The following is a 17,221-nucleotide window of genomic DNA, read 5'->3' as shown; positions in this document are numbered from 1 at the left end:
ATCAAGCGCGAGGATGAATTTTGCCTCTTTTATTCATCCTCGCAATACCTCAGCGGTGGGTTTTGCCCGGCATCCGCCGGTCGTCTTTATACTCCGCGGTGGCGATCCACGCGGCGCAGAATAGCGTCAGGCGGGCGAAGAAATAGAAAAAGGCCATCAGCCCCAGCACCGATCCGAACGCCGCCCCGGAGGGGGATTTCACCAGCGCCGGCAGCGTCCAGGTCATGACGATTTTTATGATTTCAAAGCCAATCGCCGCGATAAACGTGCCGCGAAACAGGGCCTTGCGCCGCGGACGATGGCGCGGCAGGCGCCAGAAAATCCAGAAAAAGAGCAGATAGTTGGCAAAAATCGAGATGGCGAGGCCGATTAGCCGCCAGGCGGGTTTCAGCCATTCAATGTTGTCGAGATACAGCGCGGAGATAATCATCTGCTGGGCGGAGCCGGCGACGGAGGTGATGGACAGCGTAATAATCAGCGCCACCAGCAGACCGATCAGCGAGATAAGATCGCGGAAGTACTTTACCCAGATTTTCTCCTCGTCCTGCGGCCGGCGCTCCCAGACGTCGCGCGATTGAGCGCGGATCGCTTCGCGCAGGTTGCCCATCCAGTTAATACCGGAATAGAGGGCGACCAGCAGGCCGACCAGACCGACGGCGGTGCGCTGTTGCACCGCGGTGTTGATGGTGTTTTTCAACGTTGCCGCCAGCGTTGGGTCGCTGACGTTTTGCAGAATTTTGTCGAAAATGTCCTGCAGCAGGGTTGGGTGCCAGGCCAGCACGAAGCCGGCGGCGGCAAAGGAGACCATCAGGATCGGGATCATCGACAGGAACGAGAAATAGGTGATAGCCGCCCCAAACTGATTGCCGAGCCGGTCATTGAAGCGCTCTGCGGCGCGCAACAGATGGGCGATCACCGGGTTGCGCTGCACTTTGGCCGCCGTTCCGGTGACGGTCTTCAGCGCCTGGCTGGCTTTTTGCCCGACGGCGGTGTCATTAAGGGCCTCGAGCGTGCTTTTGCTTTTCTCCGGCTGCGTATCCGGTTCCTGTGGCGGGCGTCGATCGTCGTTTTCCGGCGTCATACGTAATTTCTTCCTTTTTTACAGCGAGATTCAGCAAAAAGTATACCTTAAATGCCGTATCCTGCAGGAATGCCTCTCTCCACCGCCCGTTTTCCAGCCGCGCCGCTCAATCGACATACGCTTTCATCAGTCCGCCCAGCCACTCCATAAACAGATTTACCCGGCGGGAGAGATTGCGCCGGTGCGGATAGATCAGCGAGACCGGTAGCGGCTCGGCGCGGTACTGGGGCAGGATCTCAATCAGGTCGCCGGCGCGTAACGCCTCGCGCACGCCGGTGCGTGGCACCTGAATAATCCCCAGCCCGGCGATACAGGCTGCCTGATAGGTTTCCGTACTGTTGACCGTCAATATGCCGCCGGTTTTTACCCAGCGCACCGCGCCGTCGATCATTACCTCAAAGCCGGGGGGACGGACCCCGAGGGTGCTGGCGTAGTGGATCAGGGCATGATCCGCCAGATCCTCCAGGGATTGCGGATAGCCAAAACGCGCCAGATAGTCCGGGCTGGCGCAGTTAATTTGCGTCAGCTTGCCCAGCGGGCGGGCAATCAGCCCTGAGTCTTTGAGCGCGCCGACGCGCACCACGCAGTCAAACCCCTCGCGGATCACGTCCACCAGCCGATCGCTGCTGCTCAGCTCCAGTTCGATGCCCGGATACTGCTGTAAAAAAGTCGGCAGATGCGGGATCACCATTTTTTTAGCAAAACCGACCGGCATATCCACCCGCAGCCGGCCGCTGATGCTCGCCGGATCGTGCTGGAACATGCCGTCCAGTTCGTCGAGGTTGCTCAGCAGATCTTTCGCCCGCTCGTAGTAGACCATCCCATCCTGGGTGAGCTGGACCCGGCGGGTGGTGCGGTGCAGGAGCCGCACGCCAAGATGGCTTTCCAGGGCCTGAATCTGTCGCGAGACGCTACCCTTAGGTAGCGCCAGGGTCTCGGCGGCGCGGGAGAAGCTCTCCAGATCCGCTACGCGAATGAATAACTGCATTGCATGAATTTTATCCATACCGATCGCCTATTGTTGTTGTTACTGAAACAGTAAAACGCAATATAGCGTATTTATTGTTGCATGAGCAGTTAATAAGCTACAACACAATCACAACGCAACCTGAAAGGGGTCTTCTGATGACACAACGTATCGCTTTAGTGACCGGCGGCAGCCGCGGTCTGGGTAAAAACGCCGCGTTGAAGCTGGCGGCAAAGGGAACCGATATTCTTTTGACCTATCACAGCAACCGCCAGGCGGCCCTCGACGTGGTGGCGGAAATAGAGCAAAAAGGGGTCAAAGCGGCAGCATTAGCGCTGAACGTCGGCGATTCCACAACATTTGACGCATTCGCCAGCGAGGTGGCGCAGGTGCTGGCGCAGAAGTGGGGACGCACAACCTTTGATTATTTACTGAACAATGCCGGGATCGGACTCAACGCGCCCTTCGCCGAGACCAGCGAAGCGCAGTTTGACGAGCTGATGAATATCCAGTTCAAAGGGCCGTTTTTCCTGACCCAGCGTCTGCTGCCTCTCCTGCAGGATGGGGGGCGTATCCTCAATGTCTCCAGCGGCCTGGCGCGCTTTGCCCTGCCGGGCTATGCGGCCTACGCCGCGATGAAGGGGGCGATGGAGGTTCTGACCCGCTATCAGGCGAAAGAGCTGGGCGGACGGGGGATATCGGTGAACATCATCGCGCCGGGTGCCATTGAGACCGACTTTGGCGGAGGGGAGGTGCGCGATAACGCCGAGGTGAATCGGCATATCGCCGCCCAGACTGCGCTGGGGCGCGTTGGGCTGCCGGATGATATCGGCGACGCCATCGCCGCCCTGCTCAGCGATGAGCTGGCGTGGATGAACGCGCAGCGTGTGGAAGTCTCGGGCGGGATGTTCCTCTGATCCTGACTGCCCCCAGCCTGTGACCGGCGGTGCGCTACGGCGCATCGCCCTCCCCACGCAGCCGACCGAACAGCCAGTCGTTGTGCCAGCGTCCGTTGAGCCAGTAGTTTTCCCGCAGCTCCCCCTCCAGCCGGAAGCCGGCTTTGAGCAGTAACTGCTTAGACGCCTCGTTGCCGGCGGTGACGCTGGCGGTCAGGCGGCGCACGCCGCCGGTGGTAAAGGCGTAGTCGCACAGCGCGCGCAGCGATTCGTAGCCGTAGCCCCGACCCTGCGCCGCCGGGGCGAAGAGAAAGCCAACCTCGGCAATGTCGCGCTGATGATGCTGGTAGCCGGTCAGGCCGAGCGGGGTATGGGTCAGCCTGTCGCGCACCACCAGGCACAGCCAGTGTTCATCCCCGGGCGTCCACGGCGGCAGCCGCGAATCGAACGCCTCGCGGATGGCCGCCTGCGGTCGGGGATCGGCGACGTAGAGCATGACCTGCGGATCCTGCTGCAGGGAAAGAAAAAACGACCAGTCGTCCAGCTGCAGCGGTGAGCAGCGCAGGCGCGGCGTCAGAAGTTCAGGCATAAGCGTCGTTCCGGGCAGGGCGAATCCTCTGAACATAGCAGGAGAAAGCCGCCGGGAACAGCCCGACTAGGTTGGCTCACCGTACAGGCCAATCAGTCGGCGCACCACGCCGTTGGTCCAGCCAAAGCCATCCTGCAGGGGATACTCCCCGCCGCCGCCCTCATGGGGGACGCCGGTGGCAATATGGTATTTTTCAATCAGCTTGTGATGCTGCTTGTAAAAGTGGTTGACCGTCTGCAGCCAGCTCCAGGCAATCTCATCTCCCAGCGGATCCTGGCCGTAACGTTTAAATCCCTGGATCGCCATCCACTGCAGCGGCGCCCAGCCGTTGGGTTTATCCCACTGCTCACCGCTTTCGTATTCAGTGGCCATGATCCCCCCGGGGGTGAGCAGGCGGGCCCGCACCGCATCGGCAAGGCGTTCTGCCTGTTCGTGGGTCGCCAGGCCGACGTAAAGGGTGACGATACTGGCTGCGGAAAACAGCGCCAGCTGTTCACGGCGCCAGTCATAATCGCGGAAACAGCCGTTCTCATCATCCCACAGATAGCGGTTGACCGCCGCCCGCCGATCCTGGGCCTTCTGGCGGAAGGCCGTCTCCGTCTCGCGATCGCCCTTCAGGCCGGAGAGGTTGGCAATGGTCGTCTCCAGCTTGAACAGGAAGGCGTTCAGGTCGATGGGGATAAACTGCGTCGTGCGGATGCTGGCCAGCCGCGTGATATCCCGCAGCCAGCGGCTGGAGTAGTCCCAGCCGGACGCGGCGCCCGCCCGCAGGTCGCGGTATACTTCATTGGCGGGCCGCCCGGAGTGTCGGGCGGTCTCCACGTCTTCGCGCCACGACTCATCCCGCGGCGTGTCACGGTCGTCCCAGTAGCGATTGAGCAGGGAGCCATCCGGCATACGCACCACGTGGCGATACGCCTGGTGCGGGATCAACGACTCGGCGCCGTCCATCCAGAAGGCGTGCTCCATCTTCAGATGGTCCAGATAGCGCTTCGCGCCGCGCACGCCATCCTCTTCAAAGAGTTCGACCATCAGGGCGAACACCGGCGGCTGCGAGCGGCTGAGGTAGTAGGTGCGGTTGCCGTTCGGAATGTGGCCGTAGGTTTCAATCAGCCAGGCAAAGTTATCGGCCATGCATTTCAGCAAATCTTCCCGGCCGCTCTCCGCCAGCCCCAGCATGGTGAAATAAGAGTCCCAGTAATAGGTTTCGCTAAAGCGACCGCCGGGCACGATGTAGGCCTGCGGCAGCGCCAGTAGCGATGACCACGGGATATGATCCTGAGGCTCGCGGGTCAGCACCGGCCACAGCTTGTCGATGTGTTCTTTCAGGGTCAGGCTGGGGTCGGAGATATAGATGTCGCTCTGGCTCTCCGGCAGCCAGAAGTTGTCCTCAACGAACTGCCGCAGATCGAAGTCGGGCTGGCGTTTGACCTTGCGGTAGTTCCGCAGGATGTCCAGCGGATCGTGTTTCGGCGCGCAGTCGGGGAAGGTTTTGCTGTCCGCGAAAATGCGTGATTTCTGCACGTTGGTAAACAGCTCAAGATAGCGATCCGCCGGGGTGAGGGCATCGGACGCCGGAAGCCCCTCGATCACCTCAGGCTCCGGTTCAGCGTCTATCATCTCATCCAGCTTTAATTCGTACGGATCGGCTTCGTAGCAGGGATCGCTGTCGATCCTTAACTCGTCGTCTTCAACGTGGCGTAATTTCTGGCTGAACATAGCGATACGGACCTCCGGATAGCGTGAGTTCGGGGCCGGGCATACCCGGCCTTGTCTATTAAGCGTAGACAGTCGCTTCGGTGAGTGTGAAGCAAACTGTGCGTGAGATCACGCTTTTCCGCCGAGAAGAAAAGCTGCCATTTCAAAGTATGCTGTTGATAAGTAATTAAAAATTGTAGATCCTGGCGCAGATGAAATTCGGAGCATTCATTATGCAACAAAATTTTATCCCGGGGCGCTCACTCCCACGCCGCCTCCAGCATCTCCAGCAGCTGTTCGCCGCTCAGGCTGACCGGGTTGGCCTTCATCGATGAGGAGGTGCTGGCGGCCAGCGCCGCCGGTTCCAGCGCATCGCGCGCTACGCCGAGGTCGCGCAGGGTGCCAAGGCCAGCGCGATGGCTCCATTCCCGCAGACTGTCCCAGACCTGATCCACAGGGACGTCCAGCCCGTCGGCCAGCCAGCGGCGGACATCGTTAACGCGCTGGCGCAGGCCAGGGTCGTTGATCTGCGACTCATTGAGCGCCAGGCCAAACGGCAACAAACTGCCGCATAGGGCGCCGTGCGAGGCGCGGCTCAGGCCGCCCAGCGGGCCGGCGAGGCCGTGGATCACCCCCAGCCCGGCGTTCGCCAGCGCCAGTCCGCCGCACAGGCTGACCCAGGCCATCTCGTCGCGGCTGGCCGGACACTCTTGTTCCATCAGGATTTTTAGCGCGCGAATTCCCCGCGGGATCGCCTGCTGGCAGAGAGCATCGGTGAAGGGAGTGGCCCGGCTGCAGAGCCAGGGCTCGATCACCTGGGTCATGGCGTCGAGGCCGGAGCTCAGGGTGATGTTCCGCGGCGCGTTGTCGGTTAGCGCCGGGTCGACAATCGCCAGGTCAGGCAGCATTCGGTCGTCGCGCAGGCTCACTTTCCGCTGCTGTTCCGGAACGTTGATCACCGCATTTTTGGTGACCTCCGCGCCCGTGCCAGCGGTGGTGGGGATCGCCACGAACGGCAGGGGACTGGCTTCCAGCTGACGGCCCGTTCCCACCACCTCCAGATAGTCGATCACCGGGCCGGCGGCGGGGACCAGCGCCGCAATCGCCTTACCGGCGTCAATCACCGCGCCGCCGCCGAGGCTGACCACCGCTCTGATCCCTTTCTCGCGCGCCAGCTGGACGCCCTGCTCGATATCGCTAAGCCAGGGTTCGCGACTTATCGCCAGCGTCGTGACCGCAAGCTGCAGCGCCTCCAGCTGCTGGCGGAGAAACGCCGCCCGCTGCGGGCTGGCGCCATGCACCAGCAGAATTGGGCCGCCCTGTTGCGCCAGCCAGGGGGCGGCGCTCTCGGCCTGACCACGGCCAAAACGAATATTTGCAGGCATCAAAACGGTAAAAGGGGTCAACATGTCGGGTTCCTTTTCGGCAAACAGGCTGGAATCAACTATACACATTATCCAGCGCTCTGCCTTGTTGCTGGCTGGCAATAGAGTAGAGTGAATGAACTGTCTTTTATGGCTGAGGAATCGCTGACGATGCTAACAATTCTGGGTAAACGCTCTTCAATCAATGTACGGAAAGTGTTGTGGACCTGCGAGGAAGCCGGGCTGGCGTACCAGCAGGAAGATTACGGCAGCGGATTTAAGCCCCTGGATACGCCTGAGTTTCAGCGTCTGAATCCTAACAGCCTGGTGCCGGTGTTACTGGACGATGACTTCGTGCTCTGGGAGTCGAACAGTATCTGCCGCTATCTGGCGCGCAAAGCGGAGCGCTGGGATCTGCTGCCCGCCGAACCGCAGCCCGCCGCCGAGGTGGAGCACTGGATGGACTGGCAGGCGACCGAGTTTAACACTGCCTGGCGCCATGCTTTTATGGGGCTGGTGCGTAAAGATCCGCGCTTTCAGGATCCGGTGGCGATTAAAGAGAGTATTGCCGCCTGGACCCACTGCGTGCGCATTGTTGAAGCGCAGCTGCAGCGTACCGGGGCGTGGGTAGCCGGCGAGCGCTTCACCCTGGCCGATATCGTGCTGGGGCTGTCGGTGCATCGCTGGAAAATGACCCCTTTCGCCCATCCGGAGATGCCAGCCGTGGAGCGCTGGTATATGGCGCTCAATCAGCGCCCGGCGTTTATGCGCCATGGCAATAACGGCGTGGCCTGAGCATAAAAAAAGAAGCCCCTGGGGGCTTCTTTTTATCATCCGGCGATCGCGTCTTAGCGCATGGTGACGAACTCTTCTGCCGCCGTCGGGTGAATGGCGACGGTGTTGTCGAAGTCTTTTTTGGTGGCGCCCATCTTCAGGGCCACCGCAAAGCCCTGCAGCATCTCATCCATCCCGAAGCCGATGCCGTGGATGCCGACAATCTTCTCTTCCGGGCCGACGCACACCAGCTTCATGCGGCACGGCTGACGGTGAGAGGTCACGGCGGTATACATCGCGGTGAAGGAAGATTTGTAGACCTTCACGGCGTCGTCGCCGTACTGCTCGCGCGCCTGCGGCTCGGTCAAGCCGACGGTGCCGATTGGCGGATGGCTGAAGACCACGGTCGGGATGTTGCTGTAGTCCAGATGCTCTTCCGGTTTGTTGTTAAACAGGCGTTCGGAGAGACGTCGGCCTGCGGCCACGGCGACCGGCGTCAGCTCAACGGCGCCGGTATTATCGCCCACCGCGTAGATGCCCGGCACGTTGGTGTTCTGGAATTTATCAACGATGATGTACCCTTTATCGTTGGTTTTAACGCCCGTTGCCGCCAGATTGAAGTTGTCGGTCGCCGGTTCGCGGCCAATCGCCCAGATCAGGCAGTCAACGGTCTGGCTGCGGCCATCTTCCAGCTCCAGCGTCAGGCTGCCGTCGGCATTCTTCACCACCGCTTTCGGGATCGCATTGGTATGCAGCTGCGGGCCTTCGGCGTTCATCACTTCCACCAGGGTCTCAACGATCAGCGGATCGAAGCTGCGCAGCGGCGCGTGTTTACGCACGAACAGGTGGGTTTCGGCGCCGAGGCCGTTAATCACCCCCGCCAGCTCAACGGCGATATAGCCTGCGCCGACCACCGCCACGCGCTTCGGCAGCGCCGGCAGTTCGAAGAAACCGTCGGAATCAATACCGTATTCGACGCCCGGAATATCCGGGTGGCTCGGCCGGCCGCCGGTGGCGATCAGGATATGGTCAGCGGTGATGATCTCGCCGTTGACTTCCACTGTGTGGGCATCGACAAAGCGCGCGAAGCCTTTGATCACGTCGACTTTATTCTTACCCAGTACGTTGTCGTAAGAGGTATGAATACGGTCGATATAGGCGCTACGGCTGGCGACCAGCTTCTCCCAGTCAAAATGGTTGATGGTGGTATCGAAACCGTAGTCCGGGCCGTAAAGATGAATCGCTTCGCGGATCTGCGCCGCATGCCACATCACCTTTTTCGGCACGCAGCCGACGTTGACGCAGGTGCCGCCCAGCTCTTTGGCTTCAATCAGCGCGCACTTCTGGCCGTACATGGCCGCGCGGTTAATTGAGGCGATACCGCCGCTACCGCCGCCGATGGCGAGGTAATCATAATGTTTGCTCATGCCCATATGTCCTTAATCGTTGATTGCCGCGATTGTAGCGCGAGGCTTAAAAGGTTCCACCGATGGTTGCGATTACTCCGGTACGATCCAGCTGACGGTGGCGTGGCCGGTGCCGGTCGGAACCAGTTTGCTGTGCAGCCACGGCAGCACGTTATTCATCTGCTGCTCCAGCTTCCACGGCGGGTTGATGACGATCATCCCGGAGGCGGTCATGCCGCGCTGGTCGCTGTCCGGACGCACCGCCAGCTCAATCTGCAGGATTTTGCGAATGCCGGTGGCTTCTAACTCTTTGATCATGCGTTTGATTTGCGCGCGCAGCACCACCGGGTACCACAGGGCGTAGGTGCCGGTGGCGAAGCGTTTGTAGCCTTCGTTAATCCCGGTGACCACCGCCTGATAGTCGGTTTTAATTTCGTACGGCGGGTCGATCAGAATCAAACCGCGGCGCGATACCGGCGGCAGCTTGGCTTTCAGCTGCTGGTAGCCATCGGCTTTATCGACGCGCGCGCGGCTGTCTTTCTGGAATTCAGCGCGCAGCAGCGGGAAGTCGCTCGGGTGCAGCTCGGTCATCTGCAGGCTGTCCTGCTCGCGCAGCAGCTGGCGGGCAATCAGCGGCGAGCCCGGGTAGTAGCGCAGCTGGCCGTTACGGTTGAAGTGTTCTACGACCGAAATATACGGCTCCAGCTCTGCCGGCAGGTCGTCCTGCTGCCAGATGCGGGCGATGCCTTCAAGATACTCGCCGGTACGTTCGGCGTGCTCGCCGCTCAGCTGATAGCGGCCCGCGCCGGCGTGAGTGTCCAGGTAGAGAAACGGTTTTTCTTTCTCTTTCAGTGATTCAATGATCAGGCTCTGAACGGTGTGTTTGAGGACGTCGGCGTGGTTGCCTGCGTGAAAGCTGTGGCGATAACTGAGCATGGATGCAGAGATTCCGGGAAGTAAACAAGTTAACCGATAGTCTACCGCAGATCGGCCGAGATTACCGCTGCGCCGCCACGCTGTTTCATTTCTGCCAAAAGCGTTGCAAAACATAACGCTGTCATAAAAACGTCAAACGGCCGCGCTAGCGTCGGGTACAGGCAAGGTAATTATTTGAATAAAAGGAAAAATAATGAAAAGGCAACTCTCGCTGCTGGCCGTCGCGCTGCTGCTGGCGCAACCGGTTCTGGCTAAAGACATCCCGCTGAACAGGGCGGCGGCCCTCGCCAATAGCGTGACGCCGGCTGCCTCCAGCCAGGCGTATGACGATCTTGAGCAACAGGCGCTGGCGCAGCTACGCCACGCTCTGCAGGGGAATGCCGCCACGCTGACCCGCGATCGGCTGGCGCACACCAAACAAAACCAAACTCAGGCCGATACCGCCTGGCTGAAGGCCAGCGGCTATGACTTCCAGACCCGGGCCAACCAGCAGGCGGGCATTGCGCTGCTGTCGGCGTTCAGCACCCTGCCGGAGACCGTCGTGAAGCAGAATCTGGCGACGGTGACCGCCATCAATCGCGACGCCGTGCAGACCACGCGCCGTCAGGCGCTGGCCGATGCGGAAGGCATTAGCTACCTCTACTTCCTCAGCGATGCGCTGGGGCCACGCCTTGGCAAAGCGTTTCTGACCGCCTATGACCAGGGCGCGCTGGGGAAAGCGGCAGCGTTGATCAAAGCCTCGGAGGTCAGCACCGGCGAGGCGAAAAAGCACTTCAATAATCCGCGGCCGTTTCTGGTGCAGGGCAACACCATTCACCTGGTGCCTGACGATGTGGTGGTGAAAGATAACCAGCCCTACACCGCCGACGGCGGCTCGTTCCCCAGCGGCCACACCAACACCGGCTATACCGATGCGTTGCTGCTGGCGGCGATGATCCCGGAGCGCTACGACGCGCTGGTGGCGCGCGGCGCCCGCTATGGCTACTCGCGCATCGTGCTGGGCGTCCACTACCCGCTGGACGTGATCGGCTCGCGAATGGTGGCCGAGCGCAACGTGGCCCACTATCTTAACGATCCGCACTACCGGGTATTATTTAACGAAGCCCGCGATCAGCTGCGCGCCGCGCTGGCGAAGGCCTGCGGCACATCGCTTGCCGAGTGCGCGAAGAGCAGCGTGAAAGACGATCCCTGGCGCGATCCGGCGATGCGTGATTTCTCTCGCTTCACCATGACCTACGATCTGCCGCAGCAGAAGGGTCCGCAGCCGCGTTTACAGGTGCCGGAGGGGGCGGAAGTGCTGCTGGAAGATGCCCTGCCGCATCTGTCAGCGGCCCAGCGTCGGGCGCTGATGGTCAACACCGCGCTGCCGGCGGGTTACCCGCTATACGGCACCACCCCCGAACAGCAATTCTGGCAGCGGCTGAATCTGTCGGCGGCCTGGGAGATGGCGCAAAAAAGGCAGTAATGTGGTTTCCGGCACGCTGCACTGCGTGTCGCGCTTTTCCGGCAACGGGCGGACTTATCGCAGCAATACCCAGGCTGACGCACCGCCCGTCATTGAAATTCCCCCAACTATCCCCCATTCTAGATCTCATGCATAAGCGCCGGACGCGCGCTTCATTCACCCTTTTCAACAGGACAGCGCATATGACCAATCCATTATTGACGCCTTTCTCCCTGCCGCCTTTTTCTGCGATCAAACCAGAGCACGTGGTCCCTGCGGTCACCAAAGCGCTGGAGGATTGCCGGGCCGTGGTGGAAAGCGCGGTGGCGCACGGCGCGCCGTATAGCTGGGAAAATCTTTGCCAGCCGCTGGCGGAAGTGGACGATGTGCTGGGACGCATCTTCTCGCCTGTCAGCCATCTGAATTCGGTTAAAAACAGCCCTGAACTGCGTGAGGCCTACGAACAGACGCTGCCGCTGCTCTCCGAGTACAGCACCTGGGTCGGCCAGCATGAAGGCCTGTATAAAGCCTATCGCGACCTGCGCGATGGCGATAACTACGCCACGCTGAATACCGCGCAGAAAAAAGCGGTTGATAACGCGCTGCGCGATTTTGAATTATCCGGGATTGGCCTGCCGCCGGAGGCGCAGAAACGCTACGGTGAAATCGCCGCGCGCCTCTCTGAGCTGGGCAACCAGTACAGCAACAACGTCCTCGACGCCACCATGGGCTGGAACAAGCTGGTGACCGATGTCGCCGATCTGGCCGGCATGCCGGAAAGCGCGCTGGCCGCCGCTCAGGCTCAGGCGCAGGCCAAAGAGCAGGAAGGGTATCTGCTGACCCTGGATATTCCGAGCTATCTGCCGGTGATGACCTACTGCGATAACCAGGCGCTGCGCGAAGAGATGTATCGCGCCTATTCCACCCGCGCCTCCGATCAGGGCCCGAACGCCGGGAAATGGGATAACAGCCCGGTGATGGCGGAGATCCTCGCCCTGCGTCACGAGCTGGCGCAGCTGTTGGGCTTTGACAGCTATGCGTTTAAATCCCTCGCCACCAAAATGGCGAAGGATCCGCAGCAGGTGCTCGATTTCCTCACCGACCTGGCAAAACGCGCCCGTCCGCAGGGCGAAAAAGAGCTGGCCCAGCTGCGCGCCTTCGCCAAAGCCGAGTTTGGCGTCGATGAGCTGCAGCCGTGGGACATTGCCTACTACAGCGAAAAACAGAAGCAGCACCTCTACAGCATCAGTGATGAGCAGCTGCGCCCCTATTTCCCGGAAAACAAAGCCGTTAGCGGCCTGTTTGAAGTGGTTAAGCGCATTTACGGTATTACCGCTAAAGAGCGTACCGATGTCGATGTGTGGCATCCGGAAGTGCGCTTCTTCGAGCTGTATGACGAACACAACGAGCTGCGCGGCAGCTTCTATCTCGACCTGTATGCCCGCGAGCATAAGCGCGGGGGGGCGTGGATGGACGACTGCGTCGGCCAGATGCGTAAACTGGATGGTTCCCTGCAGAAGCCGGTCGCCTACCTGACCTGTAACTTCAACCGCCCGGTCAACGGCAAGCCGGCGCTGTTCACCCATGACGAAGTGATCACCCTGTTCCACGAGTTCGGCCACGGTCTGCACCATATGCTGACCCGCATCGACACCGCCGGGGTTTCCGGCATCAGCGGGGTGCCGTGGGATGCGGTCGAGCTGCCGAGCCAGTTTATGGAGAACTGGTGCTGGGAGCCGGAAGCGCTGGCGTTTATCTCCGGCCATTATGAAACCGGAGAACCGCTGCCGCAGGAGCTGCTGGAGAAAATGCTGGCGGCGAAAAACTACCAGGCGGCGATGTTTATTCTGCGCCAGCTGGAGTTCGGCCTGTTCGATTTCCGCCTGCATGCGGAGTACAAACCGGAGCAGGGGGCGAAAATCCTTGAGACCCTGGCCGAGATTAAAAAGCAGGTCGCCGTGGTGCCGGGGCCGACCTGGGGCCGCTTCCCGCACGCCTTCAGCCACATCTTCGCTGGCGGCTATGCGGCAGGTTACTACAGCTACCTGTGGGCCGACGTGCTGGCGGCAGACGCCTTCTCACGCTTCGAAGAAGAGGGGATTTTCAACCGTGAAACCGGTCAGTCGTTCCTCGACAATATCCTGAGCCGCGGCGGTTCCGAAGAGCCGATGGAGCTGTTCAAACGCTTCCGCGGGCGCGAGCCGCAGCTGGACGCGATGCTGGAGCATTACGGGATCAAAGGCTGATTGCTACGTGAAGATCTGCTTAATTGATGAAACAGGCGCCGGTGACGGCGCCTTATCTGTTTTAGCCGCCCGCTGGGGGCTGGAGCAGGATGACGATAACCCGATGGCGCTGGCGCTGACGACGGAGCATCTGGAGCTACGCAAGCGCGATGAGCCCAAGCTTGGCGGCATCTTCGTCGATTTCGTCGGCGGGGCGATGGCCCACCGGCGCAAGTTTGGCGGCGGCCGCGGCGAAGCGGTGGCTAAAGCGGTGGGTATTAAAGGCGATTACCTGCCGGATGTCGTCGATGCGACGGCCGGGCTGGGACGCGATGCCTTTGTGCTGGCGTCGGTCGGCTGTCGCGTGCGGATGCTGGAGCGTAATCCGGTGGTCGCCGCGCTGCTCGATGATGGCCTGGCGCGCGGTTATGCTGACGCGGAAATCGGCGGCTGGCTGCAGGAGCGGCTGCAGCTGATCCACGCCTCCAGCCTGACGGCGTTAACCGATATCACCCCGCGCCCGCAGGTGGTCTACCTCGATCCGATGTTCCCGCATAAGCAGAAAAGCGCGCTGGTGAAGAAAGAGATGCGCGTCTTTCAGTCGCTGGTGGGGCCGGATTTAGACGCCGATGGTCTGTTGGCGCCAGCGCGTCAGTTGGCGACCAAACGAGTGGTAGTCAAGCGCCCGGATTATGCGCCGCCGCTGGCGGATGTCGCCACGCCGAACGCGGTGGTGACCAAAGGACATCGGTTTGATATTTACGCCGGTACGCCGGCGTAATTTTTCGCCGTTGTGATATCACCCGGATAGCGGGCAAAGCGCCTTATCCGGGCTACCAAATTGTAGCGCGAGCCGGGAACCGCAATATTTAAACAAACGGCGCCAGCGGATCGGCCATCTCAAACGGTTATTCGGCGCTGGCCGGGGTATTAATCATCCGGTTCAGCCACGGCACCATCAGCGCCATAACCACCGTGACGCCCAGCGTCACCAGGCCAATTTTACTGAACACATTGGTGTAGACCGGCAGGGTCTGCAGCGGGTCGGTGATGTTTTCCGGCACCGCGGTAAAGGTCGCCACATAGCCGCCCAGCAGGAAAGCGGCGGCCTGGGTCAGAAACCACATCCCCAGAATAAAGCCCATCAGATGCTGCGGCACCAGCGCGGCAACCATCGCCAGCCCCAGAGCGCTGATTAACAGTTCGCCCAGACTCTGGAACAGATAGACCAGCACAATAAACCACGGCGAGGTTAACCCCTGGGCGTCGGCGAACCACATCCCGGCCGCCGCGGCGGTCAGGAAGCCCAGCGCGCAGAGGAACATCCCGAGGGTAAATTTCACCGGCATGGTCAGGTCTTTACCCTTATGACCGAGATGGGTGTAGATCGCCGCCAGCACCGGGCTGGCGACCACTACCCAGAAGGGATTCAGCGCCTGGAAGCTGACCGGGTTGATGGTAAAGCCAAGGATCTCATGATGGACGTTGTTGATGGCGAAGAAGTTCAGCGAGGTCGGCATCTGGGCATACAGAATGTAAAACAGCACCGCCTCGATCATCAGAATAAAGGCGACGAACATTTTGTTGCGTCCAGTTTTATCGAGGCGAAACGCCTCACGGAAAAAGAACGCAATAACCACGACCGACAGAACAATCAGCACCAGGTTGGCGATCATCACGTTATGCATCAGCCAGGCGCAGAGAAAAATCATTACCACCGTACCGGCCAGCACCAGCGCCAGATTGCGTAGGCTGAGGGGGCGATGATCCGGCTCGGAGCCAATATCTTTCACCATCCCGCGGCAGGCGAAGTAGACCAGCAGCGCGATAATCAGCCCCGCGCCGCACAGGTTATAGGTTACCGCGTAGCCAAATTTTTCGGCGATCACCGGCGCCAGCGACAGCGACAGCAGCGAACCGATGTTTATCGACATATAGAACAGGGTAAATGCTCCGTCGAGACGGGCATCCTTCGGCGGATAGCATTTGGAGAGCAGGCTCGCCGGGTTGGCTTTAAACAAACCGTTGCCGACGGCGATGGTGCCGAGAGCGATAAAGATCAGCTGCGGTTTCAGCAGCGACATCCCGGTCATAAAGTAGCCGATAGCCAGCACAATGGCGCCGAGCACCAGCGTGCGTTTGGTCCCCAGCAAATGGTCGCCCACGTAGCCGCCGATGGAGATCAGCCCGTAAACCAGCGCCGCGAAGGCGCCGAAGGTGATAAAGGCCTGTTCCTGAGAGAAGCCCAGCTGTTTAACAAAGAAGACCGCCAGGATCCCCTGAACGCCGTAATAGCCAAAACGTTCCCAGAGCTCCACAAAGAAGATCATAAAGAACGGACGAGGTTGCTGCAGCAAGCCCGTAGGTGCAGTTGTATTCATATTCCTTCGCCTTGTATTACTTTCCCAAAAAGTATGAACGCGTATGCCAGAACGCGCCGAAAATGTCTGATAACTCGCCATGCTGCGGTTATTGGCTTATGGAATAGATTATTATATAGATATTTCGCCGAATAACTGGTTGATCACACTAATTGAATGGCGATTTTATGGATTGAAGTTCTGCCGCATGGCGAGGGAAAGCGAAAATAAAAAACGCCCGCATCGGCGGGCGTATTGCGCGGATAAAACGAGACGGTTATTCGTCTTCTTCGTCGCGCAGCGGGACGATCAGCATGTCGACATGAACGGTGTTAATCAGCTGGCGGGCAGAGGACATCAGCTTGCTCCAGAAGTCCTGATGATGGCCGCAGACCACCAGGTCCATATCGTATTTTTTAATCGCATCGACCAGCACCTGGCCAAGGTCGCCGCTGCCGCTCAGGGTCTCGGTGATGGGATAGCCTGCGTTGGTCGAGAGCTCGGTCAGCGCGTGATGGGTCTCTTCGGAGATGCGTTTTTGCATGTCGCCGAGGTTAACGTCAATCAGCCCGGTGTAGAGGTCGGAGTAATTCACATCCACATGGATCAGGGAGACTTTCGCGTTATACGGGCGGGCCATAGAAACGGCTTTTTCAACCAGTACTTTACTCTCCGGGGACAGGTCTACTGCAATCAGAATATGTTTGTAAGCCATAGTGTTACTCCTTCCATAAGTTTGTCGATGACCATTGGACCTGACAGCTGGCGCTGCCGTTTCGCCCGCGTCCTGCGTGCTACATTCGCGGGAGGGTAGCCTTTAAGGACTTCATTGTAGAAGATATTTCCTACCTTATAGCGCCCCCCGCACTCCGTCAATGCACTGGGTTCACCTAAAAGTTAAACAAATTTATCCGTCTTACGTATTGATAACGAATAACCTTGTGGTAAAAAAATTAATGGATCTCCTACACTATTTAATGAGCCGGTCGGAAAAATAAATGTGATCGGAATCGCACTCTTTACGGTATCGTCGTGGGTTATTTGGGGAGCGGTAGCCGCGGAGGTTTTCTCCGTAGGCGGGTCGCCGGGGAGGAGGTATGATCAGCACTATTGCGCTGTTTTGGGCCCTGTGTGTCGTTTGTGTGGTGAATATGGCACGCTACTTCTCATCGTTGCGTGCATTATTGGTGGTGCTACGTGGTTGCGATCCCTTGCTCTATCAGTATGTTGATGGCGGCGGCTTTTTTACCTCGCACGGGCAGCCCAGCAAACAGATGCGGCTGGTGTGGTATATCTATGCCCAGCGCTACCGTGACCATCACGATGATGAATTTATTCGTCGCTGCGAACGTGTTCGTCGCCAGTTTATCCTGACCAGCGCCCTGTGCGGCCTGGTGGTGGTGAGCCTGATTGCGCTGATGATCTGGCACTAACGTTTCAGAATAAAAAAACGGGCCAGCAAGCTGGCCCGTTTTGAACGA

Annotated in this window: 15 protein-coding genes; 6 read left to right on the top strand and 9 right to left on the bottom strand. The window is 59.7% G+C overall.

Annotated features, from left to right (window positions below; genetic code table 11):
• Positions 1 to 49: 49 nt before the first annotated feature.
• Together yhjD and KHQ26_RS06810 are read right to left on the bottom strand one after the other, a co-directional pair.
• Entirely contained in the window at positions 50 to 1,081 is a 1,032-nt protein-coding gene (yhjD, locus tag KHQ26_RS06815; RefSeq protein ID WP_004173950.1) for an inner membrane protein YhjD, read from the bottom strand.
• A gap of 106 nt (positions 1,082 to 1,187) precedes the next feature.
• Positions 1,188 to 2,087 (bottom strand): LysR family transcriptional regulator, encoded by a 900-nt coding sequence (locus tag KHQ26_RS06810; RefSeq protein WP_004145179.1) that lies wholly within the window; start codon positions 2,085 to 2,087, stop codon positions 1,188 to 1,190.
• Between the two features lie 119 nt (positions 2,088 to 2,206).
• Here KHQ26_RS06810 and KHQ26_RS06805 point away from each other — a divergent pair, with 119 nt between their 5' ends.
• Positions 2,207 to 2,965: an SDR family NAD(P)-dependent oxidoreductase gene (locus tag KHQ26_RS06805; RefSeq protein WP_002921336.1), complete on the top strand. Its 759-nt coding sequence runs from the start codon at positions 2,207 to 2,209 to the stop codon at positions 2,963 to 2,965.
• A gap of 34 nt (positions 2,966 to 2,999) precedes the next feature.
• Here the strand turns inward: KHQ26_RS06805 and KHQ26_RS06800 are convergent, their stop codons facing one another.
• The 3 genes from KHQ26_RS06800 to KHQ26_RS06790 form a co-directional block, all read right to left on the bottom strand.
• Positions 3,000 to 3,533 carry a GNAT family N-acetyltransferase gene (locus tag KHQ26_RS06800; protein WP_002921333.1) on the bottom strand — a complete coding sequence of 178 codons (534 nt, stop codon included), beginning with the start codon at positions 3,531 to 3,533 and terminating at the stop codon, positions 3,000 to 3,002.
• A gap of 66 nt (positions 3,534 to 3,599) precedes the next feature.
• Positions 3,600 to 5,252 (bottom strand): alpha,alpha-trehalase, encoded by a 1,653-nt coding sequence (locus tag KHQ26_RS06795; protein WP_004173951.1) that lies wholly within the window; start codon positions 5,250 to 5,252, stop codon positions 3,600 to 3,602.
• Between the two features lie 239 nt (positions 5,253 to 5,491).
• Positions 5,492 to 6,640, bottom strand: a complete 1,149-nt coding sequence (locus KHQ26_RS06790) for an iron-containing alcohol dehydrogenase (RefSeq protein WP_020804114.1) — start codon at positions 6,638 to 6,640, stop codon at positions 5,492 to 5,494.
• A gap of 126 nt (positions 6,641 to 6,766) precedes the next feature.
• Between KHQ26_RS06790 and KHQ26_RS06785 the strand changes: the two genes are divergently transcribed.
• Positions 6,767 to 7,390 carry a glutathione S-transferase family protein gene (locus tag KHQ26_RS06785; RefSeq protein ID WP_004173953.1) on the top strand — a complete coding sequence of 208 codons (624 nt, stop codon included), beginning with the start codon at positions 6,767 to 6,769 and terminating at the stop codon, positions 7,388 to 7,390.
• 53 nt (positions 7,391 to 7,443) lie between these two features.
• Here the strand turns inward: KHQ26_RS06785 and gorA are convergent, their stop codons facing one another.
• Both gorA and KHQ26_RS06775 read right to left on the bottom strand, forming a co-directional pair.
• Positions 7,444 to 8,796, bottom strand: coding sequence for a glutathione-disulfide reductase (gorA, locus tag KHQ26_RS06780; protein WP_002921271.1), 1,353 nt, complete (start codon positions 8,794 to 8,796; stop codon positions 7,444 to 7,446).
• A 72-nt stretch (positions 8,797 to 8,868) separates the two neighbouring features.
• Entirely contained in the window at positions 8,869 to 9,711 is an 843-nt protein-coding gene (locus tag KHQ26_RS06775) for a 23S rRNA (adenine(2030)-N(6))-methyltransferase RlmJ (protein WP_002921269.1), read from the bottom strand.
• 193 nt (positions 9,712 to 9,904) lie between these two features.
• Between KHQ26_RS06775 and KHQ26_RS06770 the strand changes: the two genes are divergently transcribed.
• The 3 genes from KHQ26_RS06770 (at position 9,905) to rsmJ (ending at position 14,161) form a co-directional block, all read left to right on the top strand.
• A complete protein-coding gene (locus KHQ26_RS06770; RefSeq protein WP_032410624.1) occupies positions 9,905 to 11,176 on the top strand; it encodes an acid phosphatase in 1,272 nt (423 codons plus the stop codon).
• 182 nt (positions 11,177 to 11,358) lie between these two features.
• Positions 11,359 to 13,401 (top strand): oligopeptidase A, encoded by a 2,043-nt coding sequence (gene prlC, locus KHQ26_RS06765; RefSeq protein ID WP_211777868.1) that lies wholly within the window; start codon positions 11,359 to 11,361, stop codon positions 13,399 to 13,401.
• Positions 13,402 to 13,408: 7 nt separating this feature from the next.
• A complete protein-coding gene (gene rsmJ, locus KHQ26_RS06760; RefSeq protein ID WP_004173956.1) occupies positions 13,409 to 14,161 on the top strand; it encodes a 16S rRNA (guanine(1516)-N(2))-methyltransferase RsmJ in 753 nt (250 codons plus the stop codon).
• A gap of 127 nt (positions 14,162 to 14,288) precedes the next feature.
• Here rsmJ and dtpB read toward each other — a convergent pair whose 3' ends face one another.
• Both dtpB and uspA read right to left on the bottom strand, forming a co-directional pair.
• The gene (dtpB, locus tag KHQ26_RS06755) at positions 14,289 to 15,761 is read right to left on the bottom strand and encodes a dipeptide/tripeptide permease DtpB (protein ID WP_002921264.1); all 1,473 of its coding nucleotides are present in this window, start codon (positions 15,759 to 15,761) and stop codon (positions 14,289 to 14,291) included.
• A gap of 256 nt (positions 15,762 to 16,017) precedes the next feature.
• The gene (gene uspA, locus KHQ26_RS06750) at positions 16,018 to 16,455 is read right to left on the bottom strand and encodes a universal stress protein UspA (RefSeq protein WP_004145166.1); all 438 of its coding nucleotides are present in this window, start codon (positions 16,453 to 16,455) and stop codon (positions 16,018 to 16,020) included.
• Positions 16,456 to 16,837: 382 nt separating this feature from the next.
• Here uspA and uspB point away from each other — a divergent pair, with 382 nt between their 5' ends.
• Entirely contained in the window at positions 16,838 to 17,173 is a 336-nt protein-coding gene (gene uspB, locus KHQ26_RS06745) for a universal stress protein UspB (protein ID WP_002921203.1), read from the top strand.
• Positions 17,174 to 17,221: the final 48 nt, after the last annotated feature.

The sequence above is a fragment of the Klebsiella sp. 10 genome, assembly GCF_018223925.1.
In the GTDB taxonomy this organism is placed as follows: Bacteria; Pseudomonadota; Gammaproteobacteria; order Enterobacterales; family Enterobacteriaceae; genus Klebsiella; species Klebsiella pneumoniae.
Note: the sequence above shows the minus strand (reverse complement) of the source record. Positions and strands in the feature narration are given on the sequence as shown.